The organism is Cohnella sp. LGH (assembly GCF_017671885.1).
In the GTDB taxonomy this organism is placed as follows: domain Bacteria; phylum Bacillota; class Bacilli; order Paenibacillales; family Paenibacillaceae; genus Cohnella; species Cohnella phaseoli.
Genome location: NZ_CP072117.1, coordinates 2921072 through 2937887 on the forward strand (window position 1 = coordinate 2921072; position 16816 = coordinate 2937887).

The 16816-nt window shown below is 55.6% G+C and carries 19 protein-coding genes; 15 read left to right on the top strand and 4 right to left on the bottom strand.

Annotation, left to right across the window (positions count from 1 at the left end):
* Position 1: 1 nt before the first annotated feature.
* Positions 2 to 754, bottom strand: a complete 753-nt coding sequence (locus J4772_RS12285) for an alpha/beta hydrolase (protein ID WP_209075417.1) — start codon at positions 752 to 754, stop codon at positions 2 to 4.
* A 245-nt stretch (positions 755 to 999) separates the two neighbouring features.
* Between J4772_RS12285 and pdhA the strand changes: the two genes are divergently transcribed.
* From pdhA to J4772_RS12345, 12 genes are all read left to right on the top strand, one after another.
* Positions 1000 to 2103, top strand: coding sequence for a pyruvate dehydrogenase (acetyl-transferring) E1 component subunit alpha (gene pdhA / locus J4772_RS12290; RefSeq protein WP_209075418.1), 1104 nt, complete (start codon positions 1000 to 1002; stop codon positions 2101 to 2103).
* Between the two features lie 60 nt (positions 2104 to 2163).
* Positions 2164 to 3141, top strand: coding sequence for an alpha-ketoacid dehydrogenase subunit beta (locus tag J4772_RS12295; RefSeq protein WP_116061115.1), 978 nt, complete (start codon positions 2164 to 2166; stop codon positions 3139 to 3141).
* Positions 3142 to 3163: 22 nt separating this feature from the next.
* Positions 3164 to 4498: a dihydrolipoamide acetyltransferase family protein gene (locus J4772_RS12300; RefSeq protein WP_116061116.1), complete on the top strand. Its 1335-nt coding sequence runs from the start codon at positions 3164 to 3166 to the stop codon at positions 4496 to 4498.
* 3 nt (positions 4499 to 4501) lie between these two features.
* A complete protein-coding gene (gene lpdA, locus J4772_RS12305) occupies positions 4502 to 5923 on the top strand; it encodes a dihydrolipoyl dehydrogenase (protein ID WP_116061117.1) in 1422 nt (473 codons plus the stop codon).
* 107 nt (positions 5924 to 6030) lie between these two features.
* Complete coding sequence (locus J4772_RS12310) at positions 6031 to 6684, top strand: DUF2625 family protein (RefSeq protein WP_209075419.1); 654 nt, start codon at positions 6031 to 6033, stop codon at positions 6682 to 6684.
* Positions 6685 to 6813: 129 nt separating this feature from the next.
* Entirely contained in the window at positions 6814 to 7644 is an 831-nt protein-coding gene (locus J4772_RS12315) for a hypothetical protein (RefSeq protein WP_209075420.1), read from the top strand.
* 140 nt (positions 7645 to 7784) lie between these two features.
* On the top strand, positions 7785 to 8279 hold the full coding sequence (locus J4772_RS12320) for an acyl-CoA thioesterase (protein WP_209075421.1): 495 nt from the start codon (positions 7785 to 7787) through the stop codon (positions 8277 to 8279).
* 166 nt (positions 8280 to 8445) lie between these two features.
* On the top strand, positions 8446 to 9240 hold the full coding sequence (gene thyA / locus J4772_RS12325) for a thymidylate synthase (RefSeq protein WP_209075422.1): 795 nt from the start codon (positions 8446 to 8448) through the stop codon (positions 9238 to 9240).
* A 40-nt stretch (positions 9241 to 9280) separates the two neighbouring features.
* Complete coding sequence (locus tag J4772_RS12330) at positions 9281 to 9772, top strand: dihydrofolate reductase (RefSeq protein ID WP_209075423.1); 492 nt, start codon at positions 9281 to 9283, stop codon at positions 9770 to 9772.
* 130 nt (positions 9773 to 9902) lie between these two features.
* On the top strand, positions 9903 to 11393 hold the full coding sequence (locus J4772_RS12335) for a glutamate synthase subunit beta (protein WP_116061123.1): 1491 nt from the start codon (positions 9903 to 9905) through the stop codon (positions 11391 to 11393).
* A gap of 83 nt (positions 11394 to 11476) precedes the next feature.
* On the top strand, positions 11477 to 11803 hold the full coding sequence (locus J4772_RS12340) for a hypothetical protein (RefSeq protein ID WP_116061124.1): 327 nt from the start codon (positions 11477 to 11479) through the stop codon (positions 11801 to 11803).
* A 141-nt stretch (positions 11804 to 11944) separates the two neighbouring features.
* A complete protein-coding gene (locus J4772_RS12345) occupies positions 11945 to 13048 on the top strand; it encodes a hypothetical protein (protein ID WP_209075424.1) in 1104 nt (367 codons plus the stop codon).
* Between the two features lie 83 nt (positions 13049 to 13131).
* Here J4772_RS12345 and J4772_RS12350 read toward each other — a convergent pair whose 3' ends face one another.
* Complete coding sequence (locus tag J4772_RS12350; protein WP_116061126.1) at positions 13132 to 13884, bottom strand: HAD family hydrolase; 753 nt, start codon at positions 13882 to 13884, stop codon at positions 13132 to 13134.
* A 132-nt stretch (positions 13885 to 14016) separates the two neighbouring features.
* Here J4772_RS12350 and J4772_RS12355 point away from each other — a divergent pair, with 132 nt between their 5' ends.
* Positions 14017 to 14154, top strand: coding sequence for a hypothetical protein (locus J4772_RS12355; RefSeq protein ID WP_209075425.1), 138 nt, complete (start codon positions 14017 to 14019; stop codon positions 14152 to 14154).
* 34 nt (positions 14155 to 14188) lie between these two features.
* Here the strand turns inward: J4772_RS12355 and J4772_RS12360 are convergent, their stop codons facing one another.
* Entirely contained in the window at positions 14189 to 14419 is a 231-nt protein-coding gene (locus J4772_RS12360) for a hypothetical protein (RefSeq protein WP_116061127.1), read from the bottom strand.
* Between the two features lie 135 nt (positions 14420 to 14554).
* Here J4772_RS12360 and J4772_RS12365 point away from each other — a divergent pair, with 135 nt between their 5' ends.
* A complete protein-coding gene (locus tag J4772_RS12365; protein ID WP_116061128.1) occupies positions 14555 to 15283 on the top strand; it encodes a phosphonate ABC transporter ATP-binding protein in 729 nt (242 codons plus the stop codon).
* Between the two features lie 147 nt (positions 15284 to 15430).
* Here J4772_RS12365 and J4772_RS12370 read toward each other — a convergent pair whose 3' ends face one another.
* On the bottom strand, positions 15431 to 15568 hold the full coding sequence (locus J4772_RS12370; RefSeq protein ID WP_181917670.1) for a DUF6254 family protein: 138 nt from the start codon (positions 15566 to 15568) through the stop codon (positions 15431 to 15433).
* Between the two features lie 38 nt (positions 15569 to 15606).
* Here J4772_RS12370 and J4772_RS12375 point away from each other — a divergent pair, with 38 nt between their 5' ends.
* The gene (locus J4772_RS12375) at positions 15607 to 16362 is read left to right on the top strand and encodes an MOSC domain-containing protein (RefSeq protein WP_371822851.1); all 756 of its coding nucleotides are present in this window, start codon (positions 15607 to 15609) and stop codon (positions 16360 to 16362) included.
* The last annotated feature ends 454 nt before the right edge of the window (positions 16363 to 16816 follow it).

Here is a 16816-nt window from a genome sequence, read left to right on the forward strand (position 1 = left end):
GTCAGCGGAACGCCCGAAGCTCCGGTCCGAGAAAGGGGGCCAGAGCTTCGGGCAGCTCCTTCTGCCAAAACCCCCATTTATGCTCCCCGTCCTTTTCCGTGTAGAGGACTTGAGCCCCTTTTTCCCTCAATGTTTGCTCCGCTTGACGATTCAGCTCAACGAAATCGAATGTGCCTCGGTCGGTGGCAAACTCGTTTTCCTGCAGACCGACAATCATCCATATGCTTAGCCGCTCAAGCGAAGGGGCGCTGCGAAGCTGCTCCATGTAGACGTCGTAAAAAGCGCCGGAAAGCGACAGAATGCGGCTGAACAGCTCCGGATAGGCGAGCGCAAGCGACACCGATACCGCTCCTCCGAGGGAGTCGCCGGCAAGCAGGCGCTGTTCGGGAACATCGCGAACCGGATAATGAGATTCGATCCAGGGAATGAGTTCCTCCGCGAAAAAACGGGTATAAGACAAATAGCGTTCTCCATCCGGAGTATACTCCGAGGTGCGAAGCTTGACGTTCACGTCGACGCCGACGACGATAAACGGCTCCCAGTCTTCTTCTAGAATCAGTCTTTGGGCATGGGTAGCGATTCGGCCAAAATTAAAAAATTCTTCTCCATCCTGACAATAAACGACAGGATAACTCATCCAAGGCTGAAATCCGGGAGGCAAATAGACCCGGATTGAGCGGCTGCCCTCCGGAAGCCAGCGGCTGGGGATGTCGTGCTTGTGAATCGTTCTCTTAAACAACGAGCTGTCGCTCATAGGAGACGCCTCCTTGGCAGGTATGGGATTGACCGGGCATGGGCAAACCAACTGAGGGTATGAGACACAAATTGTACTACACTGTATTACAAATTTATAATTCCTGTTATATAAACATGAAAAGGAGAAAAGCTTTATAAAATAAGGTTTTTTCGAGTTTTTCTTTGACCAATTCACTTAAACAGGGATATAATAATTCTATAACAGATTGCCCTCTTCCACAATCAAAGATGAGGTGAACCTTAATGAGCAAAGTATCCACGGAAGCTCCGGAGGTCAAAACCGGCGCTCAACCGCACGTAGTCAAGTCCGAAGATGTAAAGCCGTTGCAGGTACTGTCACCGGAAGGCGAAGTAATTAATCCGGAGTACATGCCGAAGCTGTCGGACGAGCAATTAAAAGAAGTGATGTATCGCATGGTGTTCACGCGCACTTGGGACGACCGCGCAGTCAACCTGGGACGTCAGGGCCGTCTCGGTTTCTACGCTCCGGTATCCGGACAGGAAGCGACAATGGTCGGCAGCGAATACGCGCTTACGAAAGAAGATTTCGTCTGCCCGGGTTATCGCGATATGCCGCAGCTAGTGTGGCACGGACTCCCGCTTTATCAAGCGTTCCTGTACTCCCGCGGTCATCAGCACGGCGGGCAAATTCCGGAAGGCGTTAACGTTCTGATGCCGCAGATTATTATCGGCGCTCAGATCCTGCATGCAACGGGCATCGGCATGGGCTTTAAGCTGAAAGGCGAGAAGCGCGTTGCCATTACGTATACCGGGGACGGCGGTTCCTCTGAAGGCGATTTCTACGAAGGCTTGAACTTCGCAGGATCCTTTAAGCTGCCGGTTATCTATTTCGTGCAAAACAACGGCTACGCGATTACGACTCCGTACGAGAAACAGACGGGCGCTCAATCGATCGCACATAAAGCGCTGGCCGCAGGTATCCGCGGCGTGCAAGTCGACGGCATGGACGTATTGGCTGTCATCTCTGCCGTGCAAGAAGCGGCCGAAATCGGACGCAATGGCGGTGGCGCGACGTTGATCGAAGGTCTGACCTACCGTTTCCGTCCTCACTCGATGGCGGACGATGCGACGAAGTACCGTACGAAAGACGAAGAGCAGGAATGGAACCAGAAGGATCCGATCGTTCGCTTCGGCAAGTTCCTGGCGAAGAAAGGGCTGTGGACGGAAGAGGACACGGCTCGCGTGAAGGAAGAATCGAAAGCTGCCGTTAACGAGCATATCAAAAAAGCGGAACAGACAGAAAAAATGTCGATCTCCGGCTTGATCGATTCGATGTTCGAACATACTCCGCCACACCTGGAAGAACAAAAGGCGGATTTCCAATAATCGCAACCACTAAGAGCGGCCGGCTGCGGTCGCAAACTGAATGACGGGGGAGTAAACAGCATGGCGCAAATGACAATGATTGACGCGATCCGCGATGCGATGCGGGTAGAGCTTGCGCGCGATCCAAGCGTGCTTGTGTTCGGGGAAGACGTCGGCCACGTCGGCGGCGTATTCCGCGCGACGGAAGGGCTGCAAAAAGAATTCGGCGAACAGCGCGTATTCGATACGCCGCTGGCCGAGTCCGCCATCGGCGGCCTTGCGGTAGGTCTGGGAACGCAAGGCTTCCGCCCGATCGCAGAAATTCAATTCGTAGGCTTCATCTATGAAGCGCTTGACCAGATGTTCGTGCAAGCCGCCCGCATGCGTTACCGTTCGGGCGGACGCTATCATGCTCCAATCGTATTCCGTACGCCGTTCGGCGGCGGCGTCAAGGCGGCCGAGCTGCATACGGATTCGCTGGAGGGTCTCGCCATCCAGACGCCGGGCATCAAAGTGATCGTGCCTTCCAATCCATACGATGCGAAAGGTCTGCTCATCTCAGCCATTCGCGATAACGATCCGGTCTTTTTTATGGAGCATCTTAACTTGTACCGCGCATTCCGCGCCGAAGTGCCGGAAGGCGAGTACACAGTGCCGATCGGCAAAGCGAACGTCGTTCGCGAAGGCAAAGACGTGACGATTATCGCTTACGGCTTGATGGTGCATACTGCGGTCAAAGCGGCCGAAGAGCTGGAGAAGAACGGCGTATCCGCAGAGGTAATCGACCTGCGCACGCTGATGCCGCTGGACATCGACACGATCGTCGCTTCCATTCAGAAGACGAATCGTGCGATCGTCGTGCAGGAAGCTCAGAAAACTTCCGGAGCGGCTGCGGAAATTATCGCGCAAATTAACGAAAAAGCGATTCTGCACCTGGAGGCTCCGGTGCTTCGCTGCGCAGGTCCGGATACGGTGTATCCGTACGCGCAGATTGAAGATGCATGGCTGCCGACTCCGGCACGCATCGTGAAGACCGTTAATCAAGTGCTGCAGTTCTAAATCGGAAAAAGGAGGGTTCCAGGTGACGAGATTCGAATATCGATTCCCGGAACTCGGCGAAGGGATGCACGAAGGCGAAATCGTCAAAGTGCTCATCGCGCCGGGACAGACGGTAACGGACGAAGACATTATTATGGAAGTACAGAACGATAAAGCGGTCGTAGAAGTGCCGTGTCCGGTTAACGGCAAAGTGCTCGAAGTGCTGGCCAAAGACGGACAAGTTATGCATATCGGCGAACTGGTCGCCGTCATCGAAGCGGAAGGCGACGTACCTGACCAAGTTCCGGCTGCAGACAGCCACGCTCAGCCTGCCGGCGACAACAGCGCCACCGGCGGCGCGGATACGAAGGGCGAACCGGCGCAACAGCCTGCGGCGGAAGCTGCTGGAGCGGCCCCGGCTGCTGCTGAAGCGAAGCCGGCGGCAAGCAATGCGCTTGTGCTGGCGACGCCTAGCGTACGCAAGCTGGCGCGCGAGAAGGGCGTTGCAATTGCAGAGATCGCAGGCAGCGGCAAGAACGGTCGCATTACTCGCGAAGACGTAGTTGCTTACGCTTCCGGCGGCGCGCCGAAAGCTGCGGCCTCCGAGGCGGCGGAAGCTTCCGAAGCTCCGGCAGCGGCGGCTGCTCCGAAAGCGGCAGCGGCGGTCAGCGGTCCGGGCGTCGAAGAGCGCGTACCGTTCAAAGGCATCCGCAAGGCGATCGCCAACGCGATGGTCAAGTCGGTCTACACGGCGCCTCACGTTACGCTGATGGATGAGATAGACGTGTCCGCACTTGTGGCGCTGCGCTCCAAAGCGAAGCCGGTCGCCGAGAAGAAGGGCGTCAAGCTGACGTACCTGCCGTTTATCGTGAAGGCGCTCGTCGCCGCATGCCGCGAATTCCCGGCAATGAACGCGATGATCGACGAAGCGGCCAACGAAATTGTATACAAGAAGTACTACAACATCGGCATTGCGACGGATACGGACAACGGCTTGATCGTTCCGGTCGTGTTCGACGCCGATCGCAAGAACATTTGGTCGATCGCCAACGAAATCCGCGATCTGGCCGCTCGCGGCCGCGACGGCAAACTGAGCGCAGCCGAGCTGAAGGGCAGCACGATTTCGATTACGAACATCGGCTCCGCCGGAGGCATGTTCTTCACGCCGGTGATCAACTTCCCGGAAGTTGCGATTCTCGGTACGGGACGCATCTCCGAGAAAGCCGTCGTCAAAAACGGAGAAATCGTTGCGGCTCCGGTTATGGCACTGTCGCTCAGCTTCGATCACCGCATCATCGACGGCGCCACGGCGCAAAACTTCTTAAATTACATCAAGCAGCTGCTTAACGATCCTGAACTGCTTGTTATGGAGGTATAAGACATGGTCGTAGGAGACGCTTCTCTCGATATTGATTTGCTCGTTATCGGTGCGGGCCCCGGCGGATACGTCGCGGCGATCCGCGCGGCTCAACTGGGACAGAAGGTAATTATTGCGGACAAAGCCAAGTTCGGCGGCGTCTGTCTGAACGTCGGCTGTATCCCGTCCAAAGCGCTGATTAACTCCGCGCACCACTACGAGTCGATGCAGCATGCGGCGGACTATGGTCTGTCTGCAGATAACATCAACGTTGACTTCGGCAAAGTACAGGACTACAAAAACTCGGTCGTTAACAAAATGACGAGCGGCGTAGAAATGCTGCTGAAGGCGAACAAGGTGCAAATGTTCCAAGGCGAGGTTATGTTCATCAACGAGAACGAAGCCCGTCTGTTCAACGATCAGGAAGCGCCGCGCTACCGTTTCAAAAACTGCATTATCGCGACGGGGTCCCGTCCGATCGAGCTGAAGCCGTTCCCGTTCGGCGGACGCATTCTGTCTTCGACAGAAGCGCTGTCCCTGCCTGAGCTGCCGAAGAGCCTTGTTGTTATCGGCGGCGGCTACATCGGTATCGAACTCGGCCAAATGTACGCCAAGTTCGGCACGAAGGTAACGGTGCTTGAGGGCGCGGATACAATTCTTCCGGGCTTCGACAAGGATATGAGCCAACTGGTCGTTAAGAAGCTGAAGAAATCCGGCGTCGAGATCGTGAACGGCGCGCTTGCTAAAGGCGCGGAGCAGACCGACAAGGAAGTTACGGTAACGTACGAAGTCGGCGGCGAACAGAAGACAGTAACGGCCGACTACCTGCTCGTAACCGTTGGCCGTCGTCCGAACACCGACGGCGAGCTTGGCCTCGACCTGATCGGCGTGAAGGTTGGAGAGCGCGGACTGATCGAAGTGGACGAGCAATGCCGTACGAACATTCCGCACATTTACGCTATCGGCGACATCGTGCCGGGCGCGGCTTTGGCGCACAAAGCCTCCTACGAAGCGAAGGTAGCTGCGGAAGCGATCGCTGGCCTGCCTTCGAAGGTGGACTATAAGTGCATTCCAGCCGTGGCGTTCTCCGATCCCGAATGCGCAAGCGTCGGCTACACGGAGAAGGAAGCGAAAGACAAAGGCATCAACGCGAAATCCAGCAAGTTCCCATTCGGCGGCAACGGCCGTGCAGTAACGTTGGGCGGCGCGGACGGCTTCATGAAGCTCGTTCACGATGCCGATACGGGTCTGGTGCTCGGCGCGCAAATCGCGGGCGTCGAAGCTTCCAACATGATCGCCGAGCTGGGTCTTGCGATCGAGATGGGCGCAACGATCGAAGATATTGCGCTAACGATCCATGCTCACCCGACTTTGGGCGAAATCACGATGGATACAGCCGAGCTTGCTATGGGTCATCCGATCCACACGCTTGCGCCTAAAGCTTAAGTTAGTAGTTAGCGATGCACGGCTTATTCTGCGCTGCTTGACAGTGCAGGTAGGCCGTGTTTTGTTTTTTGCCGATCCAGAGCAGCGGTTTATGAGGAGGGGAAAGCATGACGGACCGTCAAGAAGATAGGCAGGAGCAATCGACATGGCGCATGATTCAGACTTGGGCGGCGAAAGCGGTCAATGCGGTTGAACTGCTTCCTGTGGAAGGAAGCAAGGGCGAAGAGGAGATTGCAAGGCTGAAGCTCTCCTTGCGATCCACTCTGGGGGCGGTAGCGCAATATACGGGCGGTATTCTTGTGCAGCACGGATGGCTGCGTATCCTCGGTTCAGGCAGCCCCCGACTGCCGCGCCGCTTAACGGAATGGAACGAGGGGACATTGGAGCTGACGGAACGTAGACTGGACGGAGCATTGCTAGTCGCGGACGATGTGATGGGCGGCTTTTTCGCTTTAAACTTCGGGGCGTTTGACGGCGGTCATGGCGATGTGTACTATTTTGCGCCTGACACGCTGAAATGGGAGCACTTCGGGGTTCCGTACTCGGATTTTTTGGAGTGGGCATGCAGCGGCGATCTGGACTTGTTTTACGAAACGTTTCGCTGGCCGGGCTGGAAGGAAGAGCTGGAGCGAGTGCGGGGGGATCAGGCATTCTCCGTCTATCCGCCTCTGTGCATGAGCGGCGAACAGATTCAGAAGCGGTCGAGGGCGATCGTATCGGTAGAAGAGGTGTGGGGTTTAAGGGCAAGCGGACGGGCGTAACCGGGATCGGATAGTTCTGCGGGAGTTGCGGGAATAGGAACGTAGACGCTTCATATCCTTATTTGTCGCATGGTACACTTGATCCGCAATGGAAATAAGTTAACTATGGGAACCGGGGAGGCGTCTGCTTTGCTTGAGTGGACTAGCGATGCGTGGGGAAAATTGACGGGACCGTATGGTACCGGAGAGAATGTGCCGGCGCTGCTGCAGCAGTTGATGGGAGAGTACGATCAAGAAATAGCCGATGAGCTTTTTCAGGAATATTTGTTTCATCAAAATACAATTTATACGGTCACTTATGCGGCCGTTCCTTATTTGACGCAGATGGCTCGTTCGACGACCGATCCGGAAGTCCGGCGCGATCTGTTTGTTACATGCGGCGTCATCGAAGCGAGTCGTGATCGGAATGAAGCGGCGCCATTCCCCGCTGCTTGGGCTGGGCTCGCCGAACAAGTGGGAGCGCCGGTCTGCTCAGACATCTACGACTCGTATATTGAAGCGATACGGGAGATGGCGTCTTTAGGAGAAGACGTGCGCGCCCATGCCGTCGATGCGCCCGTTGACGAGTCGGAGAAGCGCTACATTCTTCTGGCCGACGCAGCCTATCGGGGAGCGCATCCGGTGGCGAATATGCTGATGACATTCTCGTCAGGGGATGAGTACGTTGCCGTATGTCCAGCCTGCGAGCAGGATGTGTATTTGTGGCCGAATGGAGAAGGTGGGCGTATTCAGGCGTTTGCCGAAGACCCCGTGTTCGAGGAGGAGCAAGAGGCTTATGAAGTCGTACCGACGGCCAAATTTGCGGATGCGGACCAGAAGACGTTAGCGAAGCACGCAGCGGCAATCGGCGAACATGGGCTCGCTCGCGATTTGCCGTATTTGGCCGGAGAGGCAAACTGTCCTTCCTGCGGCAAGCATATGCAAATCTGGCCAGCGTTGCTTTCGACATTTTCAGGATAAAAGGCTGCAAAAAACGCGGTACGACCAAATAAAAACAATCAGCGCTATTCGCCGAACCGCCCTTTGGGCTAAAGCGAAGGCGCTGATTGTTTAACCCGCGGCTTCGGCGTAAAATAAGGCATAGCGAGGAGGCGAACGAGATGAACGAGGAAACGGCCAGACCGGTCGGAAGATCCAGATCGGTCATGACGGAGCTTGTATTCCCGACGGATACGAATCATCACGGCACGATGTTCGGCGGCACATTGATGAAATATATCGATAAAATATCCGCGATCGCCGCTATGCGCCATTGCGGAAAGACGGTTGTGACGGCTTCATCGGACAGCTTGGATTTTCTGGCGCCGATTCGCATGGGCGAGGCCGTGGAACTGGAAGCGTTCGTCACCTGGACGAATCGCAGCTCGATGGAGGTGTACGTCGTCGTGCGGGCGGAAAATCTGTTCACCGGAGAACGCCGAGTCACATGCACTGCGTTCTCGACGTTTGTCGCGCTCGGAGACGACGGCAAGCCGACGCCGGTGCCTGCTGTCGTCCCCGAGAACGAAGCCGAGCGCAGGCTGCACGACAGCGCTCCAGAGCGCTACGAGCAGCGCAAGAAGCGTCGCTCGCAGCGGTTTTCCGCAACGGAATGACGTAAAACTTGAGCGCCACGCTATAAGCGACTTGTGCATGCAAGGCAACGCGGAGTGACAGCCGCCGGGACGAGTGGTACAATTTTAGACTACGACGAATTTAAGTATCTCTAAATTTCGTTGCTGCTCCTTAACAACAAAAATTCGGTGTCGAGGTGTGTATTCGTTGCGTAATTATTTGGATTTGCTGCAGGATGTGCTGGATCATGGCGCGAAGAAGGAGGACCGCACCGGAACGGGAACGCTGTCCGTTTTCGGTCGTCAGCTTCGCTTTGATTTGTCCGAAGGATTTCCCCTCGTGACTACAAAACGCATTCATCTGAAATCGGTCGTTCACGAGCTGCTGTGGTTTCTGAAAGGCGAAACGAACGTTCGTTATCTGAAAGAAAACGGAGTCCGTATCTGGGACGAATGGGCCGACGAGAACGGCGATCTCGGACCTGTCTACGGCTCGCAATGGCGCGCCTGGGAGACGCCGGACGGTCGAACGATCGACCAGATCCAGCAGGTAGTGGATGCCATCAAAAGCAATCCCGACTCTCGCCGTCATTTGGTTAGCGCTTGGAACGTGGCCGTCATCGACCAGATGAAGCTGCCGCCCTGCCATTTCGTATTTCAATTTTACGTTGCCGAGGGCAAGCTGAGCTGCATGCTGACGATGCGCTCGGTCGATACGTTCCTCGGGCTTCCGTTCAATATCGCGTCGTATGCGCTGCTGACTCATATGATTGCACAACAGTGCGATTTGGAGGTCGGTGAGTTTGTCTGGTCCGGCGGAGACGTTCATATTTACAGCAACCATTTGGAGCAAGTCAAGCTGCAGTTAAGCCGGGAGCCGCTGCCGCTGCCGAAGCTGAACATTTTGCGCAAGCCGGATTCGATTTTCGACTACGTCTATGAGGATTTCGAATTTGCGGGCTATGAGCATCACCCCGGAATTAAAGCGCCTGTAGCCGTATAGACAGGCCTGTTTGGATCAATTATACAAAGGATGTTGGTTTATGACTGTCACTTTAATCGCCGCTGTCGCTTCGAATGGAGTGATTGGGCGAAACAACGAGCTGCCTTGGCGGCTTCCCGCAGATTTGAGCTATTTTAAGCGAAATACGCTTGGCAAGCCGGTGCTGATGGGTCGCAAGACGTTCGAATCGCTGGGACGCCCGCTGAAGGATCGCGAGAACGTTATTTTGTCGCGGACGCTGGAGGAAGCTCCGGCAGGCTGTGTGCTCATGCGGACGATCGACGAGGCGGCGGAGGCCTATCGAGACCAGGAGCTAATGGTTATCGGAGGGGCGGAGATTTACGCGGCGACTGTGGCCAACGCCGATCGGCTTCTGCTGACGGAGCTTGCGCAGCCCTTTGACGGGGATGCCTATTTTCCCGAATACGACCGAGAGGAATGGCGGCTGGTGTCGCGGGAGGAGGGCGTTATAGACGAGCGGAACGCGATTCCGCACGCCTACTGCGTCTATGAGCGGGTCGGCAGCAAATAAGTGCAAACAATGCGACGGATAATCCATTGTGAGGATAAGCCTCATTTGTTAGGATGATCTATCATCGGCATACAAATGATGCAAGGGGACGAACTCACAAAGATACCGACGGATATGGAGGTTTTGCACGATGTCGACACCTACGGGATTTATGGAATATAAGCGCGAGCTGCCGGGCGACCGAGATCCGCTGGCTCGCATCCAAGACTGGAATGAATTTCACCGGATGCTCTCCGAGGAGCAGCTCAGCACGCAAGGCGCGCGCTGCATGGATTGCGGAACTCCTTACTGCCATACAGGCATCGAATTGGCAGGCAGCGTATCGGGCTGCCCGATCAATAATCTGATTCCCGAATGGAACAGCCTTGTCTACAGAGGCCTGTGGAGGGAAGCTTACGAGCGTTTGTCGAAGACGAATAATTTCCCCGAGTTTACGGGCCGCGTATGTCCGGCGCCGTGCGAAGGTTCTTGTACGGTCGGTTTGATTGGCGAGCCGGTTACGATCAAGACGATTGAGCAGGCGATTATCGATAAAGCGTTCGAGGAAGGTTGGGTCGTACCGCAGCCGCCGAAGACGCGCACCGGCAAGAAAGTCGCCGTCGTCGGCTCGGGTCCGGCGGGACTTGCCGCCGCCGCTCAGCTGAATAGGGCCGGCCATGCCGTCACCGTATACGAACGCGCGGACCGTCCCGGCGGGCTGCTGACCTACGGGATTCCGACGATGAAGCTGGAGAAGCATATCGTGCAGCGGCGCGTCGACCTGTTGGCTGCCGAAGGCATTCAATTCGTCGTAAATACGGAGATCGGCAAAGACATTTCCTCTGCGGAGCTGCTGGAGCAATACGATGCGGTTGTGCTATGCGGCGGCGCGACTAAGGCGCGTCCGATCGGCAACGTGGAAGGGCACGGGCTGAAGGGCATCCATCAGGCAATGGACTATTTGAACAGCACGATCAAAAGCTATCTGGACAACGGCTTGCAGGACGGCACGTACATTTCCGGCAAAGACAAGAACGTGATCGTAATCGGCGGCGGGGATACGGGGACGGACTGTGTCGCTACGGCGCTGCGTCACGGGTGCTCCAGCATTACGCAATTCGGAACGCATGCGAAGGCGCCGCAGCAACGCGACGAGATGAATAACCCGTGGCCGGAGTATCCAAACGTGTATACGCTGGATTACGCGCATGAGGAAGCGAAAGCTCTGTACGGCGAAGATCCCCGTGCCTTTTCCGTTCTGACGAAGAAATTCGTCGGCGACGAACAGGGCAACGTCAAAGAGCTGCACACTGTGCAAATCCGCCGCTATGTGGACGAGCAAGGCCGTAAAATTTACGAGGAAATTCCCGGAACCGAGAAAGTCTGGCCTGCGGATCTCGTGCTCGTCGCGGTCGGCTTCGAAGGTCCGGAAAGCACGTTGATCGATCAGCTCGGCTTGGAGACGGATCGCCGCTCGAACGTTAAGGCCCGTTACGGCAAATATACGACGAATGTGAATAAAGTGTTTGCGGCAGGCGATATGAGGCGCGGACAGAGTTTGATCGTCTGGGCGATCAACGAGGGCCGAGAAGCGGCGCGCGAAGTCGACAAGTTCTTAATGGGCGACACGTTGCTCCCATGACGGATATCGGTTATCTTATAGAGGTCGTTCCCGCGCTGCGGGACGGCCTCTTTTTCACGGATGAACGGAGGAGGAACGGCCGAATGATTCGGTATGGAGACGAAATGTGGTCGGAGTTGAGGTTTACAGGCTTTCAATATCAGGCGGAGCGCAGGGATGGGCAGTGGGTCGATGTGGCTTTGCGTCCGGAGACGGCAGGCGATACGCCGCTGCCGGAGGATGTGACCGACTTCCAAATTATCGCGGTATGTACCCATAACGGACATCCGATCCAACTGGTGACTCAGGACGAGGGCTGCGATTGCGAATATCAGCTGACCGAGTGGGAGCAGGAGCAAATTAATGCTTTTATCCGCACCGAGGAGGTCCGGCAGACAATTGCCAAAGCAGCGTCTGGCGGGGGCGAGTAACGGCGAATGTTCGCGATTGGCGTCGAATGCCGGGCCGGATTTCGCTTGAGAATGGTACGGAAGACAGGGCTTCCCCCAAATCTTTCCTCTATGTTACACTTGTGACTGACTGGCATCGAATCGGGGCGGGGGGAGTTTGTGATGGAAAGCGCGGCATTGCTGTCGCCTATGGACATACATACGATTCGCAGATACGTGCAGACCAAGTACGCTCCGCTTCCGGACGGACGCCGCGCCGAGATCGTCGCCGACGCGATTCGCAGGGCGCTCGCGCAGAGGATGCCGAATGTGCCTGACGAGCTTAAACTACGAATGATCGATCAATTGATTACGCGTTACCTGGTAGGGGAAAAACGCGATATTCACCCGGAAGACGTGCTTGATCTATTTGCGGAAATTGGCCAGGGAGACGAGCGCTTGACGGAACGTCTGCTGGAACCGCTCTTGGAATGGGCGAACGAACGGACGCAGCGGAGATGGAGCCCGGAGCAGCTTGCTTCCCGACTGGAGAGGCACAGAGGGCCTTCACCGCACCTTGCAGCGACTGAACCGTTGGCAGGAGTCCAACTGCCGGAAGAACTGGTTTCGGGCCGCAATGGCTGGCGGGGAGCGACCTGGGCCGCGGTACGGAGTTTGGCGAAGCCTGCTCCCGCCATCGTTCTGGCGTCGGTCGTTGCCCTTGGCAATGCGACCGCGTGGATCGCGCTTAGCGGGGAGCGTTCCGCATCTATAGAAGAATCTACGAGCGCCGCGCCTCCTGCGCCGGCAGCGTCTCCGGCGTCCGCTCCGGACGTTGGAATGCCGAAGGCGCTAAGGTATGCGGAGATCGATAAACAGGCGCTTATCGCCTACTTGAACGGACGGGATTCTCTGCTTGCCGAGGCGCCTTATTTTGAGGCGATTATGGATACCGCGCGCGAGTACGATCTGCATCCTCATCTGCTGTTCGCCATCACGGGCCAAGAGCAGGGCTTTGTGCCGAAGTCGGCCAAGCAGGCGGCGAAGATCGCGAACAATCCGTTTAACGTCGGGCATAGCTGGATGGAGTTCAATACGGACATCGCCAACTCCTCGGGCATCGCGGCCAGACTTCTCGTGAAGCTGGGCGAGAGCCGTCCCGAAGGTTACGACCCGTTCGAATGGTTCAATCGCACTTATGCCGAAGACCCGCTCTGGTCGGTCGGCGTTCGCAAAATTTTCGACAAACTCAGCGGATTGGGTGAAGAGAGCGGTGCCATCAGGTAGGGGTTAAAGATAAAACGGGGCTGTTCCTCCAGTCGTTATGCGACCTTTGGGAACAGCCCCGTTATTGTTGCGAGAGGAGCGGCTTAACCCGACTCCTCCATCAGATTAGCGTCCAAATATTGATGGATCGCCGGCGGAACCTGCGTCAACTGCGTAAGGGTGAGCAACGCTCCGCGAGGCTTGGCGTCGATCGGAATGACGTTGTAGGCCCATTCGGCTTCCTGCTTCAAGTACACGGCGTTGATGCCGCAGTGAAGGGCGGGCAGCACGTCCGTTCTAACCGAGTTGCCGATCATCCACGTATGATTGCGGTCGAAGATGCCTCCGGACAAAATCTGTTCCAGCGCATCCGTGTTCTTATGTTGGCGAATGTAGATCCGATTGTCGAAGTAGCGCTCCAGCCGCATGCTTTCGATTTTGCGCAACTGGATCGAGGCATCTCCGCCGGTATACAGATGAAGCTCGTGGCCTTCCGTAGCCAACGATTCCAACGTTTCCTCCATCATCGGATAAGGCTCGATTTCCAGATCGTAAACGCTGTTGCCAAGCTTCCATAGCAGATCCTCTTCGAGAGAGGAGCCGGATCGTCCGGTAACGAGCTGGAAGTGCCGGTAGGTGTCGATCATCGATTGAGGGAAGTGCTCGCTCTGAAAGCCAAGAACATGAACGCCGGCGATGTCGATCTCCGTCTGCTTGGCCGCGATCTCTTCCTTACGGATGCCGGCGGAGCCGAACCAATCAACCATCCGGTCGGCGAAGCGATCCAATATGGAATGAAAATATTTGTTGCAATAGACAAGCGTATCGTCAAGGTCGAATAAAATTTGCTGGTTCATATGCTGCGTTTCTCCTTAAATCCTGATTCGTTTTTCTCATTATGGCTCGCTGCGGCGGGTTTGTAAATGAGTGAAAAGAGGAAAACTACAAAGTAACCCTATCGGACAGTCGATGGGCAGGGGGTGAATTGTATGGATAAGAAGCAGTTCAGAAGCTCGAACGGGCCTATGAAGCCATCGGGAGTCAAGGAACATAAGGAAGATCCAGACGTAAAAAGAATGACGCGCTTTCCGCCCAGCTTAAACGGAATCAATAAAAATCTGCCCTAATTAAGCCGGGCGGAGGGCGCGTCCCTCGTTTGATTCAAGCATGCTTGAGAATTTTCTCTGCCAGGTTGCGCTTTATTAGACGAATGCGTTGACGGACGTAGAAATCGTAGCTGCCCCCGCTGAGCTCGCGGGGGCTCAGCGTGTTGCCTGTGTCGTTATCCAGGATGACAAGCTTCCCGTCGTCGTAAAATTTGAAGGTCAAGTCTCTAGACGGTCTGGCGCCTCTCTGAGGCTCCAAGTAACGGAGATGTTCGCATTTCACCATCCATTATCCCACCTTAGAAAACAGAATAAGAACTTTTGTTCCTGTTTTTATTATAGCAAACGTTTGTTCGTATGGCAAGGGATGGGATTATACTTTACACTAGATTTATCAAGATTGAAGGGATAGGACACAGCCATGATCGTAATTTCTGGATTGACTCGCACAATACCCGACGGGAAAACGATTCTTAAAGATGTGGACGCGAGGCTGGAGCCCGGAAAGTTCATCGCCGTCGTCGGCTCGAGCGGCAGCGGGAAATCCGCATTGCTGAGAGCGCTTGCGTTAAAGGAAGTGTGGACCTCGGGGGAGTATAAGATAGATGGGAAAGATTTGATGGAGTCCGGTTTTCTGGCGAAGATGCGCTTTAAGCGGCAAATCGCTTATTTGGAGCAGAAGCCGATTCTATACGAAAAAAAGACGGCGCTCAAAAACGTGCTGATAGGAGCGTCCGAGCAAACGCCGATCTGGCGAAGAATTACCGGCATGGTGCGCAGCGACGATTATATGGGCGCAATGGATATGCTTGAGCATGTCGGCCTGATGGAACGGTCGAAGCAAATCGTGGAGCGGATGAGCGGAGGAGAGCGACAGCGCATCGCGATCGCCCGAGCGCTCGTTCACGGCGCCCGCCTTGTACTGGCTGACGAACCTGTCTCCGGTCTGGACCCTCATACGTCCGAGGAGATGATGGCGACGCTCAAGAAGCTGTGCCGCGAGAAAGGGACGACGATCGTCGCCGCCTTGCACCGGGTAGAGCTTGCAGAGAAGTTCGCGGACGAAATCTGGGGAATGCAGGACGGGCGACTGGTTATGACCGCGAGAGGCCGCCGCCTGACGGCGGCGGAGAAGATGCGGCTAACATAGAAGCAAAAAAATGCTTCCTAAGATGGAAGGGACTGTCGAATACATGAGACCGCCAACCATTGAAGCGGAGAGCAATCCAGCCTTTGCTAGGGCTGTTTAGCTGTCCTGTTAGAGTGCTGAATGCCTAATACAAACAAGCGAACGCGTTCAGGTCGTCGAGTCGGGCCTGTCTTCGTTGGCCGTCTCGGCGGACAGCTCACGAAGCGAAGAAATTTTTCCGTGAGGCTGGGGATTTTGCTTGCGGCTTTTCCAGACGCTTTCTCGGCGACGTTTAGAGGTGGACATGTTGTTCCCGCCTTTCGTTTAATGGGTGAGAAAGATGAATGGTACATCAGTTATCGTGGCGTATCCGGCTTGTGCTTATTCAGCAGTCGTCGCTAGCGGGGGAAGAAGGGAGCAATTGGTGCATGGGCAACGCCGTGACTACGCAGGTTTATCCGCTGCTGGCGCTCAATATCGGTAAGGTTCAAGCTGCTATGTATAAAGGCAAAGAGGCGAAATCCGGCATTGCCAAGAGCTCTGTCGAACAGGCGGTGCAACTGACCAAGCTCGGCTTCGAAGGAGACGAGCAAGCCGATCTGGTGCACCACGGAGGACCGGATAAAGCGATATGCGTGTATAGCTACGACCATTATCTCCACTGGGAAAAGGTGCTTGGGCATAGGCTCGATTATGGGGCGTTCGGAGAAAATTTTACGGTTGAACGATTGAGCGAACGGGACGTGCGCGTCGGCGATATTTATCGCATTGGTTCTGCGACCGTGCAGGTAAGCCAGCCCAGGCAGCCTTGCTGGAAGCTGGCCATGAGGTGGGGTTTGGACGAGCTTCCTCTGTTAGTGACGAACAGCGGAGCTACCGGTTTTTATTTTCGCGTGCTGGAGACGGGAGTGGTACATGCAAGCGACGAACTGGCGTTGCTGCAGTCTCACCCGCACGGCATAACTGTAGCTGAAGCCAATCGGGTTATGCACCAGGATAGGGACGACGCGGAAGGCATCCGACGCTTGCTTGCCGTGGACGCCCTATCCGAGAGCTGGACGACTACGCTGACTAAACGGTTGGGACGATTGAGCGGCTAAAACGCCGCTCTCGTTTATGGCCGCACCAATAAGACCGCCCCACGAACTTATCCACCACCTCCGTACCGCAAACGCATCAATAAGACCGCCTCACGAACTAATCCGCCATCTCCGTACCGCAAACGCACCAATAAGACCGCCCCACGAACTTAACCGCCACCTCCGTACCGCAAACGCACCAATAAGACCGCCTCACGAACTTAACCGACACCTTCGTACCGCAATCGCACCAATAAGACCGTCTCACGAACTAATCCGCCGCCTCCGTATCGCAATCGCACCAATAAGACCGCCCCACGAACTTATCCACCACCTCCGTACCGCAAACGCACCAATAAGACCGCCTCACGAACTAATCCGCCACTTACCCGTCATTTTCTCATCAATGAGCCAATTCTCCGCCTCCACCATAAGCCCGAAGGAACTGTAAGACGGCAACAAGCAATAGGGCAAG